This window comes from Pseudomonas sp. TE36184 (assembly GCF_054060055.1).
This window is the reverse complement of record NZ_JBSSCU010000001.1, coordinates 2,895,365-2,920,152: the sequence shown is the minus strand read 5'-3', so window position 1 is coordinate 2,920,152 and position 24,788 is coordinate 2,895,365. Positions and strand designations below refer to the sequence as shown.

25 protein-coding genes, 1 tRNA gene and 3 pseudogenes are annotated in these 24,788 nt (G+C 58.7%); 21 read left to right on the top strand and 8 right to left on the bottom strand.

Annotated elements, in window-relative coordinates:
• Window positions 1–56: 56 nt before the first annotated feature.
• The 5 genes and pseudogenes from dapA (at window position 57) to ACVWZP_RS12990 (ending at window position 3,746) form a co-directional block, all read left to right on the top strand.
• Window positions 57–935, top strand: coding sequence for a 4-hydroxy-tetrahydrodipicolinate synthase (gene dapA / locus ACVWZP_RS13010; RefSeq protein ID WP_017844918.1), 879 nt, complete (start codon window positions 57–59; stop codon window positions 933–935).
• A gap of 17 nt (window positions 936–952) precedes the next feature.
• Window positions 953–2,069, top strand: a pseudogene (bamC, locus tag ACVWZP_RS13005) (outer membrane protein assembly factor BamC).
• 4 nt (window positions 2,070–2,073) lie between these two features.
• Entirely contained in the window at window positions 2,074–2,832 is a 759-nt protein-coding gene (locus ACVWZP_RS13000) for an MBL fold metallo-hydrolase (protein ID WP_457369839.1), read from the top strand.
• A gap of 27 nt (window positions 2,833–2,859) precedes the next feature.
• Window positions 2,860–3,573 (top strand): phosphoribosylaminoimidazolesuccinocarboxamide synthase, encoded by a 714-nt coding sequence (gene purC / locus ACVWZP_RS12995; protein ID WP_017844921.1) that lies wholly within the window; start codon window positions 2,860–2,862, stop codon window positions 3,571–3,573.
• Window positions 3,574–3,656: 83 nt separating this feature from the next.
• Window positions 3,657–3,746: transfer RNA gene (locus tag ACVWZP_RS12990), tRNA-Ser, on the top strand.
• 886 nt (window positions 3,747–4,632) lie between these two features.
• Here the strand turns inward: ACVWZP_RS12990 and ACVWZP_RS12985 are convergent.
• Window positions 4,633–5,451 carry a DUF6236 family protein gene (locus ACVWZP_RS12985; protein WP_169865059.1) on the bottom strand — a complete coding sequence of 273 codons (819 nt, stop codon included), beginning with the start codon at window positions 5,449–5,451 and terminating at the stop codon, window positions 4,633–4,635.
• Window positions 5,452–5,905: 454 nt separating this feature from the next.
• On the opposite strand from ACVWZP_RS12985, the gene ACVWZP_RS12980 reads away from it, so the two are divergent.
• The 3 genes from ACVWZP_RS12980 (at window position 5,906) to ACVWZP_RS12970 (ending at window position 6,959) form a co-directional block, all read left to right on the top strand.
• Window positions 5,906–6,169 carry a type II toxin-antitoxin system HigB family toxin gene (locus tag ACVWZP_RS12980; RefSeq protein ID WP_457369838.1) on the top strand — a complete coding sequence of 88 codons (264 nt, stop codon included), beginning with the start codon at window positions 5,906–5,908 and terminating at the stop codon, window positions 6,167–6,169.
• Window positions 6,170–6,211: 42 nt separating this feature from the next.
• The gene (locus ACVWZP_RS12975) at window positions 6,212–6,583 is read left to right on the top strand and encodes a helix-turn-helix domain-containing protein (RefSeq protein ID WP_057004975.1); all 372 of its coding nucleotides are present in this window, start codon (window positions 6,212–6,214) and stop codon (window positions 6,581–6,583) included.
• Between the two features lie 139 nt (window positions 6,584–6,722).
• Window positions 6,723–6,959: a hypothetical protein gene (locus ACVWZP_RS12970; RefSeq protein WP_457369837.1), complete on the top strand. Its 237-nt coding sequence runs from the start codon at window positions 6,723–6,725 to the stop codon at window positions 6,957–6,959.
• 83 nt (window positions 6,960–7,042) lie between these two features.
• Here ACVWZP_RS12970 and ACVWZP_RS12965 read toward each other — a convergent pair whose 3' ends face one another.
• Window positions 7,043–7,903, bottom strand: a complete 861-nt coding sequence (locus ACVWZP_RS12965; RefSeq protein WP_411220506.1) for a DUF6216 family protein — start codon at window positions 7,901–7,903, stop codon at window positions 7,043–7,045.
• A 136-nt stretch (window positions 7,904–8,039) separates the two neighbouring features.
• On the opposite strand from ACVWZP_RS12965, the gene ACVWZP_RS12960 reads away from it, so the two are divergent.
• Window positions 8,040–8,333, top strand: a complete 294-nt coding sequence (locus ACVWZP_RS12960; protein WP_457369836.1) for a hypothetical protein — start codon at window positions 8,040–8,042, stop codon at window positions 8,331–8,333.
• A 15-nt stretch (window positions 8,334–8,348) separates the two neighbouring features.
• Here the strand turns inward: ACVWZP_RS12960 and ACVWZP_RS12955 are convergent.
• Window positions 8,349–9,143 (bottom strand): annotated as a pseudogene (locus ACVWZP_RS12955) (EAL domain-containing protein); the annotation flags it as partial.
• A 298-nt stretch (window positions 9,144–9,441) separates the two neighbouring features.
• Here ACVWZP_RS12955 and ACVWZP_RS12950 point away from each other — a divergent pair.
• Complete coding sequence (locus tag ACVWZP_RS12950; protein WP_057004978.1) at window positions 9,442–9,783, top strand: helix-turn-helix domain-containing protein; 342 nt, start codon at window positions 9,442–9,444, stop codon at window positions 9,781–9,783.
• A gap of 369 nt (window positions 9,784–10,152) precedes the next feature.
• Here the strand turns inward: ACVWZP_RS12950 and ACVWZP_RS12945 are convergent, their stop codons facing one another.
• Window positions 10,153–11,091 (bottom strand): LysR family transcriptional regulator, encoded by a 939-nt coding sequence (locus ACVWZP_RS12945; RefSeq protein WP_017848707.1) that lies wholly within the window; start codon window positions 11,089–11,091, stop codon window positions 10,153–10,155.
• Between the two features lie 158 nt (window positions 11,092–11,249).
• Between ACVWZP_RS12945 and ACVWZP_RS12940 the strand changes: the two genes are divergently transcribed.
• The 5 genes and pseudogenes from ACVWZP_RS12940 to ACVWZP_RS12920 all read left to right on the top strand — a co-directional run bounded on the left by ACVWZP_RS12940 (window position 11,250) and on the right by ACVWZP_RS12920 (window position 17,065).
• A complete protein-coding gene (locus ACVWZP_RS12940; protein ID WP_102617684.1) occupies window positions 11,250–12,569 on the top strand; it encodes an MFS transporter in 1,320 nt (439 codons plus the stop codon).
• Between the two features lie 13 nt (window positions 12,570–12,582).
• Window positions 12,583–13,812 carry a Zn-dependent hydrolase gene (locus ACVWZP_RS12935; RefSeq protein WP_232566361.1) on the top strand — a complete coding sequence of 410 codons (1,230 nt, stop codon included), beginning with the start codon at window positions 12,583–12,585 and terminating at the stop codon, window positions 13,810–13,812.
• Between the two features lie 87 nt (window positions 13,813–13,899).
• Window positions 13,900–14,925, top strand: coding sequence for a histone deacetylase family protein (locus ACVWZP_RS12930; protein WP_457369835.1), 1,026 nt, complete (start codon window positions 13,900–13,902; stop codon window positions 14,923–14,925).
• A 514-nt stretch (window positions 14,926–15,439) separates the two neighbouring features.
• Window positions 15,440–16,207: pseudogene (locus tag ACVWZP_RS12925) on the top strand (MCP four helix bundle domain-containing protein); the annotation flags it as partial.
• The gene (locus ACVWZP_RS12920) at window positions 16,202–17,065 is read left to right on the top strand and encodes a methyl-accepting chemotaxis protein (RefSeq protein ID WP_370737569.1); all 864 of its coding nucleotides are present in this window, start codon (window positions 16,202–16,204) and stop codon (window positions 17,063–17,065) included. The pseudogene ACVWZP_RS12925 and the gene ACVWZP_RS12920, both read left to right, overlap by 6 nt.
• A 36-nt stretch (window positions 17,066–17,101) precedes the next feature.
• Here the strand turns inward: ACVWZP_RS12920 and ACVWZP_RS12915 are convergent, their stop codons facing one another.
• Both ACVWZP_RS12915 and ACVWZP_RS12910 read right to left on the bottom strand, forming a co-directional pair.
• On the bottom strand, window positions 17,102–17,311 hold the full coding sequence (locus ACVWZP_RS12915) for a cold-shock protein (RefSeq protein ID WP_046384355.1): 210 nt from the start codon (window positions 17,309–17,311) through the stop codon (window positions 17,102–17,104).
• A gap of 70 nt (window positions 17,312–17,381) precedes the next feature.
• Window positions 17,382–17,594 carry a cold-shock protein gene (locus ACVWZP_RS12910; protein ID WP_046384354.1) on the bottom strand — a complete coding sequence of 71 codons (213 nt, stop codon included), beginning with the start codon at window positions 17,592–17,594 and terminating at the stop codon, window positions 17,382–17,384.
• A 269-nt stretch (window positions 17,595–17,863) separates the two neighbouring features.
• On the opposite strand from ACVWZP_RS12910, the gene ACVWZP_RS12905 reads away from it, so the two are divergent.
• Window positions 17,864–18,766, top strand: a complete 903-nt coding sequence (locus tag ACVWZP_RS12905; RefSeq protein ID WP_017848714.1) for a LysR family transcriptional regulator — start codon at window positions 17,864–17,866, stop codon at window positions 18,764–18,766.
• On the opposite strand, the gene ACVWZP_RS12900 is transcribed toward ACVWZP_RS12905, so the two are convergent.
• Window positions 18,758–19,516: a substrate-binding domain-containing protein gene (locus ACVWZP_RS12900; RefSeq protein WP_457369834.1), complete on the bottom strand. Its 759-nt coding sequence runs from the start codon at window positions 19,514–19,516 to the stop codon at window positions 18,758–18,760. The genes ACVWZP_RS12905 and ACVWZP_RS12900 overlap by 9 nt on opposite strands.
• Window positions 19,513–20,820 carry an MFS transporter gene (gene tcuC / locus ACVWZP_RS12895; protein WP_301555895.1) on the bottom strand — a complete coding sequence of 436 codons (1,308 nt, stop codon included), beginning with the start codon at window positions 20,818–20,820 and terminating at the stop codon, window positions 19,513–19,515. The genes ACVWZP_RS12900 and tcuC overlap by 4 nt, the downstream gene beginning before the upstream one ends.
• Before the next feature lie 198 nt (window positions 20,821–21,018).
• Here tcuC and ACVWZP_RS12890 point away from each other — a divergent pair, with 198 nt between their 5' ends.
• From ACVWZP_RS12890 to ACVWZP_RS12870, 5 genes are all read left to right on the top strand, one after another.
• A complete protein-coding gene (locus ACVWZP_RS12890) occupies window positions 21,019–21,165 on the top strand; it encodes a hypothetical protein (RefSeq protein WP_167331331.1) in 147 nt (48 codons plus the stop codon).
• A 135-nt stretch (window positions 21,166–21,300) separates the two neighbouring features.
• Window positions 21,301–22,023: a GntR family transcriptional regulator gene (locus ACVWZP_RS12885; protein ID WP_126586423.1), complete on the top strand. Its 723-nt coding sequence runs from the start codon at window positions 21,301–21,303 to the stop codon at window positions 22,021–22,023.
• Window positions 22,020–22,808, top strand: a complete 789-nt coding sequence (locus tag ACVWZP_RS12880; protein WP_026140238.1) for an SDR family oxidoreductase — start codon at window positions 22,020–22,022, stop codon at window positions 22,806–22,808. Before ACVWZP_RS12885 ends, ACVWZP_RS12880 begins: the two co-directional genes overlap by 4 nt.
• 80 nt (window positions 22,809–22,888) lie before the next feature.
• Window positions 22,889–23,821, top strand: a complete 933-nt coding sequence (locus ACVWZP_RS12875; RefSeq protein WP_017848720.1) for a BKACE family enzyme — start codon at window positions 22,889–22,891, stop codon at window positions 23,819–23,821.
• Between the two features lie 65 nt (window positions 23,822–23,886).
• Window positions 23,887–24,765, top strand: coding sequence for an SMP-30/gluconolactonase/LRE family protein (locus tag ACVWZP_RS12870; RefSeq protein WP_017848721.1), 879 nt, complete (start codon window positions 23,887–23,889; stop codon window positions 24,763–24,765).
• Window positions 24,766–24,788 lie beyond the last annotated feature (23 nt).

Here is a 24,788-nt window from a genome sequence, read left to right as displayed (position 1 = left end):
CAAGCATCTTGGCGCCAGTACCATTACGGCTCTCTTTTTCCGGCAGGAGCGGTTGCATGATTGCGGGCAGTATGGTGGCACTGGTCACACCCATGGATGCACAAGGTCGTCTCGACTGGGATAGCCTGGGCAAACTGGTGGACTTCCACCTGCAAGAGGGCACCAACGCCATTGTGGCGGTCGGCACCACAGGTGAGTCGGCCACTCTCGACGTGGAAGAACACATCCAGGTCATCGAGTTCGTGGTCAAGCGTGTCGCGGGCCGTATCGCCGTGATCGCCGGTACGGGCGCCAACTCGACGCGTGAAGCGATCGAGCTGACCAGGAACGCCAAGAAAGCCGGCGCCGACGCCTGCCTGCTGGTGACCCCGTACTACAACAAGCCGACCCAGGAAGGCCTGTACCAGCACTTCCGCACCATTGCCGAAGCGGTCGATATCCCGCAGATCCTCTATAACGTGCCAGGTCGCACCGCGTGCGACATGAAGGCCGAGACCGTGATCCGCCTGTCCACTGTGCCGAACATCATCGGCATCAAGGAAGCCACCGGCGACCTGCAGCGCGCCAAGGACATCCTGGCAGGCGTGAGCAGCGACTTCCTGGTGTATTCCGGCGACGATGCCACTGCTGTCGAGCTGATCCTGCTGGGCGGCAAGGGCAACATCTCGGTGACCGCCAACGTGGCCCCGCGTGCCATGAGCGACATGTGCGCCGCCGCCCTCGCCGGCGATGCCGTGACCGCACGTGCGATTCACGAAAAACTGATGCCGCTCAACAAGACACTGTTTATCGAATCCAACCCTATTCCCGTGAAATGGGCGCTGTTCGAGATGGGCATGATGCCGGACGGTATCCGTCTGCCGCTCACCCGCCTCAGCGAAGCCTGTCACGAACCGCTGCGACAGGCCCTGCGCCAGTCCGGCGTCCTGGTTTAATTGAGGAAGCACTACGCATGAAGCGATTGGCCGGACTTTCCGCACTTGCCTTGATTATCTCCAGCACCAGCGGCTGCGGTTGGATCTGGGGCCCGGAAGGCTACTTCCGTGACCGCGGCAGCGATTACCTGGAAGCACAAGCAACCAAACCGATGCAACTGCCGCCGGACGTCAATGTCGCCAAGCGCCTTGACCCGTTGCTGCCGATTCCGCGCAATGTCGCCGACGACACCGCCAAGGGTGAATACGTGGTGCCGCGTCCACAACCGATCTCGGCCGTGGCGAATACCAGCGACTACAGCCTGCAGAAGAAGCGGCGATTCGCGTTGGATCGTGGCACAGCGCCCACCTGCCGAAGTCTGGCCGGTGGCGGTGCAGTTCTTCCAGGACAATGGCTTCCGCATCGACGAGCAGCGCCCGCAGACCGGTGAGTTCACCACGGCGTGGCAGCAGGGCAGCGAGCTGTCCGCCAGCATGGCCAAGCGTTTGCAGTCCGGCGGTATCGCCGCTGACAGCGAAGCCCGTGTACGTGTACGCATCGAGCCTGGCGTGCAGCGCAATACCAGTGAAGTCTATGTGGTCAGCGCCGAGCGTCCTGCCGGCAGCACATCCAACGTCGAGTTCACCAATCGCTCGGTCAACACCGGCGTCGACGCCGCACTGGTCGACGAGATGCTGGCCAGCATGAGCCGTATTTCCGAGAAGGGCGGTTCGATCTCCCTGCTCGCCGCACGCGATTACGACACCCCGAGCCGCGTCAGCCTCACCGAAGACGGCAGCGGCAACGTGGTGCTGAACCTGGGTGAAGACCTGGACCGTGCCTGGGCCAGTGTCGGTCGCGCGTTGGAACAAGGCCCTTGGCGTGTTGAAGACATCAACCGCAGCCTGGGCCTGTACTACATCAACGTGGCGGAAAAAGCCGAGAAGAAAGACGCCGAGCCAGGCTTCTTCAGCAAATTGTTCGGCAGCGCGCCGACCAAGGAAGAGATCGAAACCCGCGCCGAGCGTTATCAGATTCGTTTGAGCAAGGTTGGCGACAGCGTGCAAGTCACCGTCGAGAAGAACATCAACACCGTTGCGCCAGCTGAAACAGCGCGCAAAGTGTTGGGCGTGATTCAGGACAACCTGGGCTGATCCGATGCGTTTTGCCGTTCTCGGCAGCGGTAGCCAAGGGAACGGCACGCTGGTCGCTCAAGACGACACGTATGTGCTGGTGGATTGTGGTTTCTCGTTAAGGGAAACCGAGCGGCGCCTGCTGCGCCTGGGGGTTCACCCCTCGCAGCTGAGCGCGATTCTGGTGACCCACGAACATGCCGACCATGTGCATGGCGTGGGTTTGCTGTCTCGGCGCTACAATCTTCCGGTGTACCTGAGTCGCGGCACCTTGCGCGGGATGCGCAAACCCATTGAACCCGCAGGCTTCCTGGCCGGTGGCGAGCAGCTGCAGATCGGTGCCTTGAGCATCGATGTGATTGCCGTGGCGCATGACGCCCAGGAGCCGACGCAGTATGTATTCAGTGGCGGCGAGCGACGTTTCGGCGTACTCACCGACCTGGGTTCCTACTGCGCCAAGGTGCTGGACGGTTACCGGAATCTCGATGCATTGATGATCGAGTCCAACCACTGCCGAGACCTGTTGGCTCGCGGTCATTACCCGTACTTTCTCAAGCAACGGGTGGGCGGCGAACTCGGGCATTTGAACAACCACCAGGCGGCGTACCTGGTGTATGAGTTGGGCTGGCAAGACCTGCAACACCTGGTCCTGGCCCACCTGAGCAGCAAGAACAACCTGCCGCAGCTGGCCCGGCAATGTTTTGTCGATACCCTTGGGTGCGACCCGGACTGGCTGCAACTGGCCGATCAAGATTCAGGGCTCGACTGGCGACACATCGCCTAGCCCACCTCACTCAAAGCGGAGCCCATCATGGAAAAACGTGAAGAACTCTACCGCGGCAAAGCCAAGTCGGTATACAAAACCGACGACGCCAACCGCCTGATCCTGCTGTTTCGCAACGACACTTCGGCGTTCGACGGCAAGCGCATCGAACAACTGGATCGCAAGGGCATGGTGAACAACAAGTTCAACGCCTTCATCATGCAGAAACTCGAAGCGGCCGGCATTCCGACCCAATTCGACAAACTGCTGAGCGACAACGAGTGCCTGGTCAAGAAGCTGGACATGATCCCGGTCGAATGCGTCGTGCGTAACTACGCCGCCGGCAGCCTGGTCAAGCGCCTGGGCGTGGAGGAGGGCCTCAAGCTCAACCCTTACACGTTCGAGCTGTTCCTGAAGGACGACGCCAAGGGCGACCCGTTCATCAACGAATCCCACGTCGTGGCGTTCGGCTGGGGCACCGCCGAGCAACTGGCGCGCATGAAGGAACTGTCCCTCAAGGTCAACGACGTGCTGAGCAAGCTGTTCGACGACGCCGGCCTCTTGCTGGTCGACTTCAAGCTTGAATTCGGCGTGTTCCACGACGGCTCCATCGTCCTGGGCGACGAATTCAGCCCGGACGGCTGCCGCCTGTGGGACAAGGACACCAAGAAGAAGATGGACAAGGACCGCTTCCGCCAAGGCCTCGGTGATGTGATCGAAGCCTACGAAGAAGTCGCCAAGCGCCTCGGCGTACCGCTGTAATCGACGCAAGCATCTGATAGCACGGAAAAAAATCGCTTCGGCGCTTTGCTTTCCAGAGACAGGCTGTTATGATGCGCGCCGTTGGAGAGATGCCAGAGTGGCCGAATGGGACGGATTCGAAATCCGTTGTACCTTCACCGGTACCTAGGGTTCGAATCCCTATCTCTCCGCCATTATTGAATACGACTAAGCCCCTGAAATGGTTGAACATTTCAGGGGCTTTTTCGTTGTTGGGGTTTGGTTTAGGGCAATTCTCAAGGCTCGCCCAGCAGCCTTCCATCACTCATAAGGATTTGGTGATGCGATACCCGCTACCGCGCCTTGTTGCGCGGCTCTCCCACCGCTGCCTACTCAAGCAATGTGGTGGCCTCCGTAGAAGGCACAGCAGGCGTTATTCAGTACGCCGAAGCGCGCACGTACCTGCAGCTTTTGGATCGGGGTGAAAAAACCATGAACTCCCCCCGAAAGCGAATATCACTTCGAGCTGAAAGATGCTTACTTTGTTCGAGTCCGTGTTGATGCTGCCAAACGCGCACCGATTCTCTTTCGAATGTCTTGCCAAAACTGGGGGGGGTGCCCCGTGGTACGCCGGGCTCAAGGGATCTACTCGTGGGAGTTGGTCCCGATCACATGGCACGCGAGGTGGAAGCCGCATTGGCCTGGTTGCAACATCAAGGTGAGTAGGGCCAGCGGTTAGCCAAATTGGCGAGCTTGCGCTATCTACCGGAACGGGAGCTGTCCGTTGCTGAGCAGATGCGGCAGCTGGGACTGGAGCCATCGGCGGATAGGACTTATCGCAACTGGGTCCAGCGACTGCATGATCGAATGATTGCTGAGTTATCGAGACGCTCTGAGAGACGCGGTACTTGACCATCTGTCAGGACAGTTTGCGCCGATAGTGCGTCAAAGTTTTATCACTGTGTCGTTGCGGAAAAACACTTGAAACGCCTACTTTGTAGATTTTCTGTTAGAGAGTAAAAAGATCTCAGGTTGGTTGCTGCATCCCCGCATAGGACGGATCCCCATCGCTATCGAGTTATAAAGGTTGGACGAGTGATGTCATATTTTGTTGAGGTTGACCAAATAAGAGAGCGCCTTTAGATCCTTCGGGATCTCAGTCGCTGTAAATAGTTTTGCAGGTTCAAAGCTAATGAAACCCAATGCTTCTTTGATGACCTGACTTTTGTCTCCTGCTAGTAAAGCACTGGCCAACGAAAAAGTGCTTTCGATGTTAAGGCTGATGTTGAAGCTGGAAGCAACTCTTCGTAGTAGGCCTTTCGTAGCTGAGGCATTGACGTTGGTTATGGATTTTTTGAGGTTTGCTATTGCTGTCACTAAACCTCTCTCGGTGTCTGGCTGAGAAAGAATCAGTTGGTAGATGTCGTCTAGATGATTTCGAAATTCTAATAGTTCATCTTTTCTCTTGTCTTTGTAGTTTAATATGTCGTCGAAAGATGATTCTGGGCTTGGAATCGGTAGGCATTCATAAATTTTTATTTCGATCCCTGGGTTCTTCGTAAGCTGGTTCTCGCTCGGAGAGAGCTTGTGATTCGCCAGGCTCCACTGCCCAGGTTGGACACTATGGCGTATCTTCAGGGCATTTTCGATTAGGTTTAGTTTTGTGTGCTTTGGCTGAAATGTAGAGCCCTCGTCGTGCAGCGTGTGCTCTAAGATCCCAGCGCTCTCGAGAAATTTATCGTCAGGTGTTGATTCAAAACCTATTCTGGTAGTTTTTGGGATGTCAATTTTGTCAAAGTAAAGTAAGTATTTTTTAAAGGTGTCAGGGTGAATGGTTCCTAAGTAGCTAATATTTTTATGTGCGTCGAGATCTAGTGAGGGTGCTATAACTATCCCTCTCATGTTGTTTTCAATAGTCATGTTGTGTGTACTTTATAAGTTGGGTCTGATTTTAAGTTAAGTTATCAGGGGTTGCTGATTGAGTCTAGTGAAGGCGTTTAAAAGTTCTAATTGATAACGTTTCGCACGCATCAAATTTCCCCGGCGATGAGCGAGAGTAAACCCAGGCTCTATAGCTACCACTGGCAAAATACTCGACTCGGCTGGCTCCGGGATCATCCACTTTGTGCTGAATGCTCTCGTCGCGGTCGCACCGGCGCCGCAGTGATCGTGGACCCTTTGATCCCCACCACGGCGACGTACATCTCTTCTGTGGCCGCGACGGCTTCTCCAACGACCCGATCATGGCGGGTGTCTGACTGCAAAATTTTTTTATGATTTCAGTTTGGCGTTTCTGAGTGTGGGGGAGTATCAGGACACGGCAAACAGATGAAACGCACTTGTGTGAGTCCCACCGTGGGACTAGGATCATTCTATGAGAATCATCGCGATCAGCCAGCTCAAGACTTTTTGGCAGAAATATCCGGATTCAGAGCAATCCCTCCTTGCCTGGATTGACGAGGTCAAGAAAGCGAACTGGCAGACGCCCGCAGACATCAAAGGCCAATTTCGCCATGCGAGCGTTCTCAAGAGCCGCCGGGTCGTGTTCAACATCAAGGGCAATGACTACCGGCTAGTGGTCGCTGTGGCCTACCGCTACAGCGCTCTCTATATCAAATTTGTCGGCACACATAAGTAGTACGACGCCGTTGACGCAGATACTGTTGAAATGGAGTAACCCATGAACATTCGCCCCATTCGTACCGAACAGGATTACCAAGAAGCGCTGAAGGCTGTCTCGCCGCTGTTCGATAATGAGCCAGAGCCAGGGACTCCTGAAGGGGATTACCTAGAGGTAATGATTACGCTGATCGAAGCTTATGAAGCGAAACACTTCCCGGTTGACCTGCCCAACCCGGTGGATGCCATACGTTTCAGGATGGAGCAGTCCGGTTTGTCAGCGACAGACCTTGTGCCTGCCATCGGGCGCAAGAATCGGGTTTATGAGGTTCTGAACGGGAAGCGAGCTCTTACGCTGCCGATGATTTGGAAACTGCATGAGATGTTTGGGATTCCGGCGGAGAGTTTGATTAAGCCGGTAAAAACTCTGTAGTACTGAGCTAGTTTGATTTGCTGAAAAATCCGGGCTTCTGATAAGAGTGCCGGATTTTTTTTGCCTGCCGTTCATGGCTGACCGACATCGGTGGCCGCAAGGACTTTTTCAACAACCCGATCATGGCGGGCGTCTGACCGTGAAACGCTGGAAACCCGGACGGCTGCGCGCCGCCTTGCAGCAGTGGCTCGGCGTGCCCATCGGCTTGGCTGAAAGGGCCTTCTGGCAAGAGTGGTTCAGCACCTCCAGCAGTGGCAAAGCCGTGTCGGTCGATTCCGCCATGCGGCGGGACAGCATCTTCGGAGCTTCGCTGTCAGCGGAAGAGGCCGCAGCGAAGGTCTTCGCCAAACGTCCTATGAGCCTGCTCGTAGTCTAGAAAAGGCTTCGGGGTGTGATCAATCCAGCGAGGCGACTCTAACGGTGTAATGTAAGAGTCGCAAAGCTATTCAGCTGGATGGGTTATTTTTTGAAAATTTGTTTTTTGGGCGGATGAATTTTTTCGTGGAGTTTTTTTGCAACATCTGATCTGGATATTCGCACCAATATACAGAACACGGAGAAAATCGAAATTGCGACGATTGCCAGAAGAAGCCCTCGTTGCCCCTTGAGCCCATTGTTTACATGCTCACGGTATTTGTCCTCGCCAAAGAGCGAGCAGATGATGTTGATGTTTTTTTCTGAGAACTCGTGATTGATAAATTTTTTAAGTGATTCCGGTGACTGGCACTCTTTCTCTGTTAGCGTTGGGTTGGATTTGAAAAAGCTGAATTTAGCATCGCCCTCGGATAGATAAAATGACGGAGCTTCCGGAGCGTCTTTCAATGAAACCATCAGGTATTTTGCGTTCGTAAGTGGTACTGAAATGCTGATAATTACGAAGAAAAAGAAGAGTAGCGCAAAAAACGCACATTGAGCTTTTTTCGAAAACAGGGCCTCTTTAAATTTTAGGCTGTTAAAGTTTTTCCAGTCTATATATTTTCTTGCTCGTGCAACATCTCTATGGCAGAAGCCATTTTTCTTGATCCATTCCTCGGCGAGTTTGGTGTCAGCCAAGTTCTGTGCGGGTATGTTGAACTCGAATCGGTAGTATTCAACTTCCCTGAGGTTTTTTCGTACTTGTTCGTAGTCTTCGGTTTCAAATTTTGTGGAGCCGCCGAAAAAGCGCCACATTAAGTCGCGTAGGAATATCAGTGAGCCTGAACGTGAATAAATGTACAAGGCTAACAAGCAGATGGCGATACCGCTACCTAAGCTTGCCAGTGTTGCATAGTTTTCAAATGTCCAGTTTACGATGTTGTCGTTGAAGTTTTGCTGTGACACAGAGTCATCCTTGATTTAGTTCTGATGGAAGGTTTAATTGGCTTTTTAGCCATTAAGCAATAGGCATTTTTAACTCGTCCTTAAGTTTTTTGTGTCTGCGGCGATAGAGGTTTATACCCTACAGGGAGGATAACCCATGTCCGACACCACCCGCGACCAGTTCAAACAGGTTTCCTCCGAGCTGGAGTGTGCCTCCGGCGCCTTCAGCAAACAGGCCGAGGAGACCATGAGCGAAGCGCGCAAGGCTGGCGGTTTATCCGAGCAAACCAAGGCCTCCGTGCCTGAGGAATCCGTTGCCTGGATCTCTGGGCTGCAGTTGACCAGAAAATGCAAGGACGCTTCCAGGTTTAGCCACTTCGCACCGGGTTGGATATTAGAGATACCTTGCGAAGGTCTGCACTTCAGTCAGCGCTCGACATTGAGTTTTTGACATGCCACGAACCATTCAATTGTCTTTGAGCCAATTATCTATGTGCGAATGATGCATGGGCTGTGAAAAGTAATAACCTTGGACAAAAAAACAACCCAGGCTAATCAAGGCTTCCAATTCCTCGCGAGTTTCCACGCCCTCGGCTATACATTCCAGTTGCATGTCACTGCTCAAAGCAACTAGAGACTTTACAATTTTGTAGCGGGTGGGGTTTTCGTCAATGCCAGTAATAAAGGTTCGATCTATTTTTATTTTAGTGAGCGCCAGCGAAAGTAGTTGGCTAAGGCTGGAGTATCCAGTGCCGAAATCGTCAAGGGCCACTCCGCAACCTAGCCGACAGAACCTGTCAATAGTATGTTGCACTTTAACAACATCCTGCATGATCGCTGTTTCGGTTATTTCCAGGTCCAGTCGCCTGGCGTCGAAATGGCTGGCCTTGATGATTTCGATTATTTGTCCGGCGATTTCGTCTGAAGCACAGTCGTGCGCGGACAAGTTAAAAGAAAGGCAAATGTGGCGGGGCCAGTCAGAGGCAATCAGCAATGCCTTGCCGAGCAGGTGAGTGGTCAGGCGATTTATCAGGCCGATCCGCTCGGCAATCGGAATGAACTGGCCGGGAGGCACGTCACCTAGCTCTGGGCTGTTCCAGCGTGCCAATGCCTCGAACGCTACGGTGCGCCAGCTGCGCAAATCAATCACCGGCTGAAAAACCAGGCTGAATTCGTGCTCGATACCGCCCTGGCGTAACGCCTGTTCGATCATGCCTTGTCGTGTCAGTTGTTGAAGGTGGGAAGGTGTGAGCATGAACGTTTACCCCCCAGTTACCCAACCATAGGCAATAGGAGCGGTGTTTTTTGACCTGTAACGACAAATAAATGCTGGGTGCTTCTCAAACGCGGGTACCTGCAGGCACCAAAAATCAATCGCATTTTCCGGCAGGCATAATTTTCGGCGTCCATGGGAAAATTCCTTAGCAATTCAACATCGTTCAGATAGTCAAAAAATGACTATACTGAAATTGGCTAGAAAATAATAGCAATCTAGCCTTTTTATGATCTTCCTGGGGAGGTGAATAGGTGTAAGCATTTGATTTTAAGTGATATTTCAGATGAAGCAAAGTGCCACTATACGTATAGGCAAGCGAATCAAGCACTTACGACTAGACAATAAATGGACACAGGCCGCCCTTGCCGAAGCACTGGGGTGTGAGTCGATGACAGTGAGTCGTTACGAGAGGGGCGAATACGCCCCTAGCATCGAGATGTTGGAGCGAATCGCTGACGTCCTGGGCGTGGGACTGGATGCTTTTTTCACGAGCCGGGATCACGCTGAACCAACCGCCGCGAACCTTCGCCACTGCCTATGCGACATTGCCTATCAGGCAGATGAAACGTCGCTGAAAGAAATTATTGGCGCCGCAAAAAGGATCCTGAAGAATCGAGAGCCATAGCAGTGCTCGGTTCAATTCACCTGATAGGTGGCGCAGGATACTGAGTAGAGTCAGGCGCGGTTTATTGTTTTTGAATGTGGTTGTTTACGCTTCATTAAGTATAGGAACGTATGATGTTATTCCTGTTCCTGCTGCTAGATGAATGCATCAGGGATGTGTTCGTTGGTATTTATGAACTTTTTTAAAGTTCGGCCTGGCCGGTGTGACAGGTGTCATTAATTGGCGAAGCAAAAACGATTTTTTCAACGAGCTGAACTTTAGTTGACGAGGAAAGAGTCTACAAAGTTCGCCGAAGTCCAGGATGAACAAGCCAAGGCCCTATTGAGTTCACCTGAGAGAACCGTCTGATAAATCGCTGAATACATTCGTCTACCGCGCCAGACGAGCCAACAGACTGTCGATAAACACCGTTTCTGCGCGACTCATCTTCTGCTCCCGATGCCACAACACATGGATATCCACATCCGCAATCCCCTCGTCCGGCGGTAATCGCCAGAGCAGTCCGTTCTGCACATCCTCCGCCACCACATGAATCGGCAGGCAGCCCAGGCCAAACCCGGCGATGACCAGGCGGCGCACTTCTTCCAGGCTGGATGACGACGCCACGATCCGCCCGCTGAACCCCTGCTGATCGCGGAATATGGTCAACGGCGAGAGCATCCCGCCGATCTGGTCGCTGGTAAAACTGACGAAGTTTTCCGACTGCAAGTCCCCTTCGGCCAAGCCGCTGCGGCCGAACAGTGGGTGGTGTTTGCCGCAGAAAAAACCATAGCGCTGGTGCAGGAACAGATGTTGTTCCAGGCGCGGCTGTGGCCGGCGGTTGAGGCTCAGGCCCAGGGTGGCGGTTTTTTCCAGCAGCGCGGCGACGATGTCGGAGCTGCGCATTACCTCGACCTCCAGGTCGACCCGCGGGTGTTCGCGGTGAAACTCGGCCAGGAACTCATCGAAGGTGTTGGAGTTGATGCGGCTGATCATCAGCAGGCGCACTTTGCCGATCACTTCATCGCCGGGTTTTTGCAGGGCGTTGCTCATCTGCGAGACCTGGCCGTACATCTCGCCAGCGATGGCGAAGATCTGTTCGCCGGCCTCGGTCAGTACGAAGCGCGGGCCACGGCGGGCGATGAGTTGGCAGTCGAGTTGTTCTTCGAGGCGTTTGAGGGCCTGGCTGATGGCCGGCTGAGTCAGGTGCAGGCGTGCGGCGGCGCGGCTGATGCTCAGTTCCTGGCCAATGACGCGGAAGGTGCGCAGCAGGTTCCAGTCCAGGCGGTCGTTGAGCAGCGGGTGAATATCGCGACGGGTTTCGGGCATGGCGCGGCTCAATAATAAGCAGGATTTATAATTGGAATAATAAATAGAAAATTGACTAATCATAGCCCCGCGACGATAAATCACCCTCAACAAGCGCCATCAGAGCGCATGCGTTCGACCTTTCTCCTGCCAAAAAAATAACCAAAGGAGCCCGCCCCATGAAGCCTTCCGCTTCGCCCCAGCCTCGCCGTGCTGCGGCCGCCGCTTTCATCGGCACCATGATCGAGTGGTACGACTTTTATATCTACGCCACCGCCGCCGCGTTGGTGTTCGGTCAGCTGTTTTTTCCTTCCGAAGATAAATTGTTCAGCACCATGGCCGCGTTCGGCACCTTTGCCGTGGGCTTTTTCGCGCGGCCGCTGGGCGGCATTGTGTTCGGGCATATCGGCGATCGCATCGGCCGCAAGAAGTCGCTGGTGATCACTCTGGTCATGATGGGCGTGGTCACGGTGTGTATCGGGTTGTTGCCGAGCTACGCGCAGATCGGCGTCGCGGCGCCGGTCCTGCTGGTGCTGTTGCGCATCGTGCAGGGCATCGCCGTCGGTGGCGAGTGGGGCGGGGCGGTGTTGATGGCCGGAGAGCACGCGCCAAAGGGCCGCCGCAATTTCTTTGCCTCCTTTGCTCAGTTGGGCAGCCCGGCGGGCTTGATTCTGTCGCTGCTGGCGTTCAGCGCGGTGACCCGTTTGCCCGAAGAAGACCTGCTCAGTTGGGGCTGGCGTCTGCCGTTCCTGGCCAGCGCCTTGCTGTTGGTCGTTGGCCTGGCGATTCGCCTGGGGGTGAACGAGTCGCCTGAGTTCCTCGAAGACAAAGCCTTGGCCGAAAAGGCACGGGCGCTCAAGCCGGACCAGGCCCCGGTGATCGAGGTGCTGAAAACCGCCTGGCGCCCGCTGCTGCTGTGCATCGGTGCCAACACCCTGGGCATCGCCGGCGTGTATTTCACCAACACTTTTATGATTGCCTACAGCACTCAGCAACTGGGCCTACCGCGCTCGTTGATTTTGGAGTGCCTGTTCGTCGTCGCCATCATCCAGTTCTGCGTACAGCCCCTGGCGGCCTGGGTCGCGGAGAAGGTCGGCGCCACGCGTTTCCTCTGCGCGATGACGGTGCTGGCGATGGCGTCGCCTTACCCGATGTTCGTGCTGGTCAGCAGCGGTGAGGCGCCGTTGATCATCCTCGGCATCGCCCTGGCGGTGGTGTGCATGGCCTCGTTTTATGCGGTGATCGCGGGCTTTGTCAGCGGCCTGTTTGAAACCCGCGTGCGCTACACCGCGATTTCCCTGGCCTATCAGGTGTGCGGTGCGCTGGCCGGTGGCCTGACGCCGTTGATCGGCACCTGGCTGGCCCACGAATACCAAGGCCAATGGTGGCCGATGGCAGTGTTTTACAGCCTGATCGCGGCGGTCTCGCTGGTGAGCGTATTGGCCTTGTCGCGCCGCCACGCCACCGCCCACCGCCTGGAAATGGCCCCTGGTGTTTAATGGAGCGGGTGCAATGTTGAAGATTAAGGGTGAGCGTCTATGGGCCAGCCTGATGGCCATGGCCGAAGTCGGTGCGACCGCGCGCGGCGGCAGTTGCCGCCTGGCGTTGAGCGCTGAAGACCACGCCGGTCGCGAGCTGTTCAGCCACTGGTGCAAGGCCGCCGGGCTGAGCCTGAGCATGGACGCCATCGGCAACCTGTTCGCCCGGCGTGCCGGTACGGATAAGGACGCCGCGCCGGTGATGATCGGCAGTCACCTCGACACCCAGCCGGAAGGCGGCCGCTTCGACGGTGTCTACGGCGTGCTGGCCGGCCTGGAGGTGATGCGCAGCCTCGACGACCATGGCATCCAGACCCGCAAGCCGCTGGAAATCGCGGTATGGACGAACGAGGAGGGCGCCCGTTTCACCCCCGCCATGCTCGGCTCCGCCGTGTTCACCGGTACCTTGGCGCTGGACCAAGCCCTGGCCACCACCGATGCCGACGGCATCAGCGTGGCCGACGCCTTGCGCACGCTCGGCTGCCACGGCAAGCGTGCTCTGGGCGGGGCGGTGGATGCGTATTTCGAAGCCCATATCGAGCAAGGCCCGATCCTTGAGGACCACGCCAAGAGCATCGGCGTGGTCAGCGGCGGCCAGGCGATTCGCTGGCTCGATGTGCGGGTCGAAGGGCTGGCCGCGCATGCTGGCACCACACCGATGCCGCTGCGCAAGGACGCGCTGTATGGCGCCGCGAAAATGATCCAGGCCCTGGAATGCCTCGCCATGGATTTCGCCCCCCAGGGCCTCACCACCGTCGGCGAGTTGAGCATTGCCAAGTCTTCGCGCAACACCATTCCCGGTTTGCTGACCTTCACCGTCGACCTGCGCCATCACCGCGACGCCGACATTGAGGCGATGGAGCAGCAGGTCAGGGCGCGCTTGCAGGCCATCGCGCAGAAGCGCGGCCTGAGCGTCACCATCAGCCCTCACTGGATCAGCCCAGCGACGCCGTTCGATGCCGAATGCGTGGCCTGCGTGCAAGCGGCGGTGGACGCCTTGGGTTACAGCCAGCAGCCCATCGTCAGCGGCGCCGGCCACGATGCCATCCACCTCGCACGCTATTGCCCGACGGCGATGATCTTCATCCCCTGCGTCGGCGGCCTCAGCCACAACGAAGCCGAAGACGTACTGCCCGAGGACGTGCGCCAGGGCGCCGATGTTTTACTCAACGCCGTGTTGAAGCGTGCCGGCCAAGCCAACTGACCGCCTCATTCAGGACGACTGAAGACGACCTGCCGGGCCGCAGGCAAGCCAGCGCCCACCGGCAGCGTGTTCACTCAGGAGATTCCCATGCAAACGTTCTTCCACCCCGAACAACTCCTGCATCATCCGCGCAGCTACTACTCCCGTGGTCAGATGCGAACGCCGCAGGAAGTCCCCGAACGCGCCCGCAACCTGCTGCGGGCCGCGCAAACCCTGGGGTTTGAGATTGTGTCACCCGAGGACCACGGCCTTGAGCCGCTGCTGGCGGTACACGGTGCGCCCTACCTGACCTTCCTTCAGGAGGCTTACCCGCGCTGGAAGGAAATCCCTGAAGAGTGGGGCGACGAAGTCATGTCCAACATCTTCGTGCGTGAACCCAACGCCCTGCGCGGCATCCTCGCCCAAGCCGCACGCTACCTGGCGGATGGCAGTTGCCCGGTCGGCGAACGGACCTGGCGCTCGGCCTATTGGTCGGCCCAAAGCGCCGTCGCTGCCGCCAAGGCCGTCCTCGATGGCGCGCCCGCCGCCTACGCGCTGTGTCGCCCCCCCGGTCATCACGCGCGCTTCGATGCGGCGGGCGGCTTCTGCTACATCAACAATGCCGCGGTGGCGGCGCAGGTGTTGCGCGAAGGCTTCCAGCGCGTCGCGGTGCTGGATACCGATATGCATCACGGCCAAGGCATTCAGGAGATTTTCTACGACCGCGACGACGTGCTCTACGTGTCGATCCACGGCGACCCGACCAACTTCTACCCGGCTGTCGCCGGTTTTGCTGACGAGCGCGGCAACGCGGCCGGCGAAGGTTTCAACCTCAACCTGCCGATGCCCCACGGTGCCAGCGAGGCGGTGTTCTTTGAACAGCTCGAACTGGCCCTCAAGGCGCTGAAGGACTTTTCTGCGGATGTGCTGGTGCTCTCCCTGGGCTTCGATATCTACGAACTGGACCCGCAAAGCAAAGTCGCGGTGACGCGGGACGGGTTTGCGCGCTTGGGTGAGCACATCCGCGACCTGGGGTTGCCCTGTGTGATCGTGCAGGAGGGCGGGTATCACCTGGAGACGTTGGACAGCAATGCGCAGGCGTTCTTCAGTGGCCCGCAGGCTTGGGCGAAGTAACCGAGTATCGGTTTTGTGGAGGTGTGATATCTTTATGCCATCATATGTCGTGACGATCACGGAGGATGGTATGAAGAAGCTGTTATTGGTCGGGGTTTTGGTGGTGTTGGCGTGTAGCCCGTTTTTTGCCGCAGCGTGTCCGAAGGGGACACATCCGGTCGGGGGCACGGGGTCGCATCACAAAGGTGGGACTTGTCAGTAGTCGATGGCTCGACAAAGCGTGTGAAGTCGCGGTTCGAGCGTCAACCCCGTGCGGGTGCGCTTGAGGGCGGTTAACCGATGCCCGCAGCGAAAAGCCTGCTGAACCGAGCGTTCTGCAGGCTTTTTCGTTTCAGATGGAGAGATCAGGTTCTTTCCCGTGCAGGGATTTTTCCGCATACGCAAATCTCCCTGTAATCCTGCATGACTGATCGCAGGCGCACGCGGGGAAATGGATGACGTCTCTAAAGTCCTGATCCTGGCTGCCGAAATGCTCTTGTATGACATCTGATCACTAATAAAAGAGCCTCGAAAAATGTCCTTACGTAGCCTGTCCATCGCCCGTCGCGCGGGCCTGGGTTTTGCCCTGATTGCTTTGCTGGTGGCCGTACTCGGTTTTTTTGCGCTCTCGAACATGGCCAGCATTCGTGAAAGTGCGGTCCAGGTCGAGCGTGGGCTGGTGCCTAAAATGCGTCTGGTCTCGGATATCCGCGAGATCATGTTGCGCATTCGGACCATCTCTTTGCGCATGGCGCTGGACCCGAACCCGGCAAGCATCCCGCAATACCGCAGCCAGATGGACACGCGCAGCCAGGACCTGAGCAAAAAGCTGGCCGACCTCGACGCCGTGATCGACAGCCCCGAAGTGCGCGCGTTGTATGAGCAGTTCCAGGTCTCGCTGCGCCAGTACCAGCAAGGGCTGACCCGCTCGTTTGCGCTGGCCGACCAGCAACAGGGGGCTGAGCTCAACAAGTTGCTGTTGGTGGATATGAAAACCGTGGTCGATGGCTCCGGCGCCCAGCTCAACGCATTGGCCGACTATTACAACGCGCAGATCAACCAACAAGGGCAGGCGGCCGAGGCGCAGTATGGCCGTTCGCGCACGATGGTCTTCGGCTTTGTGCTCCTGGCCGCCTTGAGTACCGTGGCGCTGGCCTGGCTGCTGACACGCAGCATCGTCGGCCCGCTGAGCCATGCGGTGCGGGCCGCGGAAAACGTTGCCCGTGGCGACCTGACCGAAACGGTGGCGGTGACCGGCGACGACGAAGTGACCCGCCTGCTCGTGGCGCTGCAGAGTATGCAAGCCAGCCTGCGCGGCACCTTGCAGCTGATTCGCCAGTCGGCCGGGCAGTTGGCGTCGTCGGCTACCGACCTGAACGGCATCACCGATCAAAGCAGCCGCAGCCTGCAAAAGCAGACCGCGGAAATCGAGCTGGCCGCCACTGCCGTCAATGAGATGACTTCCGCAGCTGACGAGGTGGCGCGCAACGCGGTGTCCACCTCCGAGTCCACGCGGGTGTCCAATGAAACGGCGCGCGAAGGCCAGCATCGCGTGGGCGAAACGGTCAGCGCGATTCAAGCTCTGAGCAGCAACATTGGCGAGACCTCGACCCTGGTGCAACACCTCGCCGAGCAATCGCGGGATATCGGCAAGGTACTCGACGTGATTCGCTCCATCGCCGAGCAGACCAACCTGCTGGCCCTCAATGCCGCCATCGAAGCGGCGCGGGCCGGGGAGTCCGGACGCGGTTTTGCGGTCGTGGCCGACGAAGTGCGCGCCCTGGCGCACCGCACCCAGCAATCGACCCTGGAAATCGACCAGATGGTCAGCGCCATGCGCGCGGGTTCCGACCACGCACTGACCTCGATGCAGTCGAGCACCGCACGCGCCACCGACACCCTGGCGTTGGCGGAAGGCGCCGGCGGTGCCCTGAGCCAGATCACCGATTCCATCGACCAGATTCACCAGCGCAACCTGGTCATCGCCAGCGCCGCCGAGGAGCAGGCCCAGGTCGCCAAGGAAGTCGATCGCAACATCGTCAACATTCGCGACTTGTCGGCGCAATCGTCTTCCGGCGCCGGGCAGATCAACGGCGCGAGCCGGGAACTGGCGCAACTGGCGGTCGCACTGAACGAGGCGGTGGCACGCTTTCAACTGTAGTGAAGTGCGCCGCGAGTGGCGGCGCGCAGGATGGCGCTAATTCAGCGTCGGTTCTTCCACGATCCTGATATTGACCGCTTGCCACTCGCCCCCCGGCCCCCGTTCCAATTCGTAGGTGACGGTTTGCCCTTCGCGCAGCACCTGACCACCCTGGGCGGTGCTGCTGCGAAAGAAAACGTCCTGTGCATCGTGGGCGGCAGTTTCGCTGCTGATGAAGATTGCAGTCTGTGGAGTCTTTCTGGACATGGCCGTTCTCCATTTTCAGTGCAATACATGGCCCAGGGTGGGCGGGGTGACGCGGTGTGTCGCAGGCTTATCAGCTGATCAATTGGACTTTGTCCGCCTGCATGCCTTTTTCCCCTTTTGTCGTTTCGAAGCTGACTTTCTGTCCTTCTTTCAATGATTTGAATCCAGTGCCCTCAATCGCCCTGAAGTGTACGAACAGGTCGGGCCCGCTGTCCGGAGTGATGAACCCATAGCCTTTTTCATCGTTGAACCACTTCACCGTGCCGTTCTGTCTGTCGCTCATTGTTCGTATCCTCTAAACCCTGATGTCCTACTGCGCACCGACGCAGTGCGACATGCTTAATAAAAGCCCCGCGCCAGCCCGTCGTCAACACTGCGCAAGACCAGCGGTACTGTCATTCCTGACAGGTTCGCAGGCCGTCGAAACGCGCCATACTGCGCAGTTTCATACTGACAACCTGGCGTATCCGGGCGCCGGTCCTTACGCACATGGCGCCCCGTCACCTGCCATACGATAATGCCCTCCATCCCGATTCCCACTGGCTTCCTACCGTGATCATCAACTTCGACCTCAACGACCTCCAAGCCTTTCGCGCCGTAGTAGACAAGGGTAGTTTTCGCGGCGCCGCCGATGCCATCCGGATCTCGCAGCCAGCGCTCAGCCGGCGCATCGAAAAGCTCGAAACCGCCCTCGACGTGAAGCTGTTCGAGCGCACCACGCGCCGCGTCAGCCTGACCATGGTCGGGCGCGCCTTCCTGCCGCAGGTCGAGCGTATCCTCGACGACCTCGACATCGCGCTGATGGGCATCAGCAACGTCGCCTCCACGCGGATGGGCGATGTGACCATCGCGTGTGTGCCGTCCACCGCGTATTACTTCATGCCTCACGTGATCTCGGCATTCCACAAGCTCTACCCCAAGATTCGCCTGCGGGTGCTGGATGCCAGTGCCGGCGAGGTGTGCAATGCGGTGGAAAGCGGCGAGGCGGATTTCGGCGTGAGTTTCAGCGGCAGCCTGGCCGATGAGGTGGAGTTCGAGTTGCTGTTTCAGGAGCGTTATGTGCTGGCCTGCCGCCGCGATCACCCGCTGGCCGAGCGCGCCAGCGTGAGCTGGGCCGAGGCCTACGAGCATGACTACATCACGGTGGACAAAACCTCGGGCAACCGTTTTCTGCTGGACCAGGCCCTGCGCGGCGTGCGGGTGAAAAAGCCGAGTATTTGCGAGACGCACCACGTGACCACCATGATCGGCTTGGTCGAGGCGGGGCTGGGTGTGGCGATGGTGCCGTCGATTGCCATGCCGGGCACTGAACACCCGATCCTGCTGAGTGTGCCGCTGGTGGAACCGCAGGTGATGCGCAATGTGGGCTTGATCAAGCGCCGCGGGCGGACGTTGCCGCCAGCGGCGCTGGAGTTGGAGCGGTTGGTGCGGGAGCTGCCGTTTCGGTCAGCGTGACACCGAGTCCAGGCCGGTGGATTGCACCACCGCTTGCGCCTCGGGCGAGGCCAGGTAGTGCAGCAGCGCCCTGGCCTGCGCCGGGTGTTCGGCGTTGACCGGAATACCCGCGGCGAAGCGCGTCACCGATTGCACGTCTTCAGGGATCTTGCCGACGTAAGTCACCCCCGGCACCGGTAACAGTTCCGCCACCTGCTGCAAGCCCACCTCGTAGTCACCCTTGGCGACCTGTTCGGCCACGGGGATGCGTTCGATCATGGTGCCCTTGGCCGGCATGCCGAGTTTCTTGAACAGTTCCTTCTCGACATACACGCCGCTGGCGCTGTCCGAATACGCCACGGACTTGGCCTTGAGCAACACCGTTTTGAGTTCGGCATCGGTGCCGATGGCCGGTTTGGCCGCGCCGGCTTTCACCACCAGGCCGATTCGCGAATCCGCCAGTTCCACGCGGGACGCTTTGTCGACCTTGCCCTGTTTGATCAGCTCATCCAGGGCGTAGCCGACCATGATCACCACATCCGCGTGTTCGCCACGGGCCAGGCGGTTGGGAATCGCTTCCGGCGCCTTGCCCATGGACGGGCCGAGGACGGTGTCGAGGGTGTCGCCGCTGCGCTGGGCGTATTGCGGGCCCAGCAGCGTGTAGGCAGCGGTGAAGCCACCGGAGGTCATCACCTTGAGTTGTTCGGCCTGGGCCGTCAGTGCCAGGGCACCGAGGGCCAGGGCCGTCAGGGTTTGCGACAGCGCTTTCATTGCGCCGCCTCTTGCATGACCTGCCCGCGGGTATTGGCGCGGTGATACAGCGCGAGGGTCGAGCACAGGGCGCACAGGGCGGCGAACATCAACCAGTAGGCCGGCGAGGCTTTGTCGTCGGTGATGTGAATGAACCAGGTGGAGATCGCCGGAGTGAAACCGCCGAAGATCGCAGTCGCCAGGCTATAGGCCAGGGAGAAGCCCGCCACGCGCACTTCCACCGGCATGATTTCGGTCAGCGCCGGGATCATCGCGCCGTTGTACATGCCGTACAGGAAGGAGAACCACAGCAGGGTTTCCAGCATATGCGCAAAGCTCGCAGCGTTTACCACGTAGGACAACGCCGGATAAGCCGTGAGCACCGTCAGCGCGGTCATCGCGACCAGCACCGGTTTGCGCCCGAAGCGGTCGCTCAGGCTGCCGCCGATGGGCAGCCAGACAAAGTTCGAGATCGCCACCAACAGGGTCACCAGCAACGCATCGGACGTGGTCAGTTGCAGCACGGTCTTGCCGAAGGTCGGCGCGTACACGGTGATCAGGTAGAACGCGGTGGTGGTCATGGCCACCATCAACATGCCGCCGATGACCACGGACCAGTTTTTCGCCAGGGTCGCCAGCACTTCACGCATGCTCGGGCGATGTTTGCGGTTGGCGAACTCTTCGGTTTCCTCAAGGTTGCGCCGCAGCACAAAGATGAACGGAATGATCACGCAACCGACGGCGAACGGAATGCGCCAGCCCCAGTCGGCCACGACCGACGGTTGCATCCACACGTTCAGGCCATAGCCCAGCGCAGCGGCGACCACGATGGAGATCTGTTGGCTGCCCGACTGCCAGCTGGTGTAGAAACCTTTGCGGCCGGGGGTGGCCATTTCAGCGAGGTACACCGACACCCCACCCAGTTCCGCACCGGCCGAGAAGCCTTGCAGCAGACGGCCGAGCAACACCAGCGCCGGAGCCCACAGGCCAATGGTGTGATAACCCGGCACCAGCACGATCAGCAGCGTACCGCTGGCCATGATCGACAGCGTCACGATCAACCCTTTGCGCCGCCCCACATCGTCGATGTAGGCACCCAGGATGACCGCACCCAACGGACGCATCAGGAAGCCCGCGCCGAACACGGCAAAGGTCATCATTAATGACGCAAACTCATTAGCGGCGGGGAAGAACGCGGCAGCGATGTAGGTGGCGTAGAAGCCGAACAGGAAGAAGTCGAACTGTTCGAGGAAGTTGCCCGAAGTAACGCGGAAAACCGCACCAATTTTCGAACGGGCAGAGTCAGGGCGGGTAGGGCTAGTCATGCTTTTGTGTCTCCAGCGTTCTTTTTAAAGTGCTTGTTTCGCTTAAGGCCAAGGATAGTGGCTGACACATTTAGAAATGATAAGTGAATATTTTTGATCTATTGATGCGTTTTGATTATCAGTGGTCGGTGCAGACCCACGGCGGCGTCCTTGTTCTATGCTTGCAGGCGTAACCAATTCTTACGGTCGGGGGTGCCTATGACTGACGAACAGAAACAGCGGGACGAACGGGAGCAGGAGCGACGCAGGCGGCAATTGGAGGAAGAAAAGCCGCAGACCTGGAAGCATCCCGACGACGGCACGGAGCTCCCGGAGCGGGATCGGGAAATTCCGCTGAAACCCTGATGCGTGATCGGTGGGAGCGGGCATGCCCGCTCCCACATGTGCAACGGGCGTTTCTCGGGAATAGGCAAACTATTTGACATATTTGATTTGTGATCACATATTGGAGGCATAAGAACCACAACACAGGTTTGCCTCATGACAGATGGTCCGCTCCTCCTGCCCACCCTGCGCCAGGTGTCCCGCGATACCTTGCAAGACCAGGTCTACCGCCAGATCCGCGAAGCGTTGATGAGCGGCCGTTTCCAGCCTGGCCAGAAACTCACCATCCGTGGCCTGGCCGAAGCGCTCGGCTCCAGCCCGATGCCGGTGCGCGAAGCCCTGCAACGCCTCAGCGCCGAAAACGCCTTTGAAGTCACCGAAACCTCGCGTCTGCGGGTCCGCATGATGACGGTCGAGCGCCTGCGCGAAATCCGCGATGCGCGGGTTGCTCTGGAAGGCTTGCTGGCCGAGAAGGCGGTATTGCTCCTGAAAAAAGCCGACCTCGACGAAATCACCGACCTGTGCCAGCAAATGCAGCACGCCGCCGACGAAGTCGATGTGTCGCGCTACCTGTGGACCAACTTCGCCTTCCACCGCCGGATTTACGCAGTGGCCCAGGCCGAACTGACCATGGCCGCCGTGGAGAATTTCTGGCTGCACATGGGGCCGTGCTTTGCCCTGGTCGCCCCCGATAAAGCTCACCTGCAACGCTCGATGGAGGCGCATACGCGCATCGTCGAAGCCCTGGCCGCCCGCGACGGCGCTGGCGCACGGGCGGCGGTGACCGATGACATCATGCAGGCCGCCGATTCCCTGGCGCGCCTGCTCGTCAAGAACGACCGTTCGCGGTCGTCTGCTTCAGGAGGTAAACGTGCATGAGTGTCCTACAGCGGCTACAGCCCTATCCTGGGTTACGTGTATTGATTTCCGGCGGGGCTGCCGGCATCGGTGAAGTGTTGGCCGCGGCGTACCTGGAGGCCGGTGCCCAGGTGCATGTGTGTGATGTCAGCGAACCGGCCCTGGCGGCGTTTCGCGACAAATACCCAGGCAGCGTCGCCACCCGCGCTGATGTCAGTGATGCCGCGCAGATCGCGGCGGTGTTCGAGGTGCAGCGCGAGCATTTCGGCGGCCTCGACGTGTTGGTCAACAATGCCGGCATCGCCGGCCCCACGGGCGGTATCGACGCGATCAGCGACGCCGAATGGCAAGCCACCATCAACATCAACCTGACTGCGCAATACCGTTTTGCCCACCATGCGGTGCCGATGCTCAAGCAATCGTCCCACGGCCATCTGTTGCATATCGCCTCGGTGGCCGGGCGTCTGGGCTACGCGTGGCGCACGCCGTATGCGGCGACGAAGTGGGCGATTGTCGGCCTGATGAAATCCCTGGCCTCGGAGTTGGGCGAGAGTGACATCCGCGTCAATGCCTTGCTGCCCGGCATCGTCGAAGGCCCGCGCATGGACGCGGTGATTCGCGCCCGTGCCGAGCAGGTCGGCGTACCCGAACCCGAGATGCGCCAGGAATACCTCAACAAAATTTCCCTCAAACGCATGGTCACCGCCGAAGACGTCGCGGCCATGGCGCTGTTCCTCTGTTCGCCCGCCGCCCGCAACGTGACCGGCCAGGCGATCAGTGTCGACGGTAACGTCGAGTACCTGTAGGACGCGGCGCCAGTCGCCAAGGAAGAACCCCGAGCTGTACCCAGGATTTTTTTCATAAGAATAAAAGTCGGAGAATCGTCATGTCCAAAAAACGTCCTGTGATCATTACCTGTGCCGTGACCGGTGCCATCCATACGCCGTCGATGTCGCCGCATTTGCCCATCACTGCCGAGGAAATTGCCGCCGCCGCCATCGGCGCCGCCGAAGCCGGCGCGGCGATTGTTCACCTGCATGCCCGTGACCCCAACGACGGCCGCCCCAGCCAGGACCCGGCGTTGTTTGCTGAATTCCTGCCGCAGATCAAGGCCGCCAGCGACGTGGTGATCAACATCACCACCGGCGGCGCGCCGACCATGGGCGTGGAAGAACGCCTACAGCCGGTGATGCAGTTCAAGCCGGAATTGGCCTCGCTGAACATGGGCTCGATGAACTTCGGCCTGTACGAAATGCTCAACCGCTTTACCGAGTTCAAGCACGACTGGGAGCGTCCATACCTGGAAGAGAGTGACGACCGGATCTTTCGCAACACCTTCCGCGACATTGCCCACATCCTCAATTCCTGCGCCGAGAACCGCACCCGTTTTGAGATCGAGTGCTACGACATCGGCCACCTCTACACCGCCGCGCACTTCCTGGAACGTGGCCTGCTCAAGCCGCCGCTGTTCATCCAATCGGTGTTCGGCCTGCGCGGCGGCATCGGCGGGCACCCGGAAGACCTGGCACACATGCGTCGTACCGCCGATCGCCTGTTTGGCGACGATTATGTGTGGTCGATCCTCGGTGCCGGGCGTGGGCAAATTCCGCTGGCGACCATGGGCCTGTCCATGGGCAGCCATGCCCGGGTCGGCCTGGAAGATTCGTTGTGGGACGGGCCGGGCAAATTGGCCGCTTCGAACGCCGATCAGGTACGGCGCATTCGCAGCGTGATCGAAGCCCTCGGCCATCGCGTCGCCACGCCGGATGAAGCGCGGGACATCCTCGGGCTCAAGGGGCGCGACCAGGTCAATTTCTAACCGACGACACGGCCGCGTGCTGGCGCGGCCCGAATCCCGCACAACAACAATAAGGGGATCACACCATGCGTATCGAAGTGCTTGTGGACGTCAAGACCACCCTGGGCGAAGGCCCGGTGTGGGACGTCGAACAACAGCGGCTGTATTGGATCGACAGCGCCGACGGCCGCATCCTGCGTTGCACCGACGATGGCCGCGAACTGCGTGCCTGGGACGTGGGCCAGAAAATCGGCTCCATGGCCCTGCGCCACAACGGCGCGGCGGCCATCGTCGCCCTGCAGAATGGCGTACACACTCTGGACCTGGCCAGTGGCGAACTGGCGCTGATCGAAGACCCGGAACCGCACCTGCCGAACAACCGTCTCAACGACGGCAAGGTCGACCGCCAGGGCCGCTTTGTCTTCGGTTCCATGGACACCCAGGAAGACCGCGCCAGCGCCAGACTCTACCGCCTGGACCCGGACCTGCGCCTGCACACCCTGGACGAAGGCATCATCGTTTCCAATGGCCCGTGCTGGAGCCCGTCCGGGGACACCTTGTACTTTTGCGACACCTGGTCGGGCGAGATCTGGGCCTATGACTACGACCTCGCCAGCGGCAATGTCAGCAACCGGCGCACCTTCGCCAAGGTCGACACCTCGGGTGGCGGCGCCGCGGACGGTTGCACCGTGGACGCCGAAGGTTGCCTGTGGCAGGCCCTGGTCTATGCCGGGAAGCTGGTGCGCTACACCCCCGATGGTCACGTCGACCGGATCATCCAAATGCCGGTGAAGAAGGTCACCAGCCTGACCTTCGGCGGGCCGAACCTCGACACCCTGTTTGTGACCTCCATGGCCAAGCCGCCGCTGCCGCGTTTTCCGCACGACGGCCAGCAGCGCGGCGCGCTGTTCGCCATTACCGGGTTGGGCGTGCAAGGAATAGCCGAGCGACGGTTCGCCAGCTAGCGCGTGTGTTCGATCAGCAACAT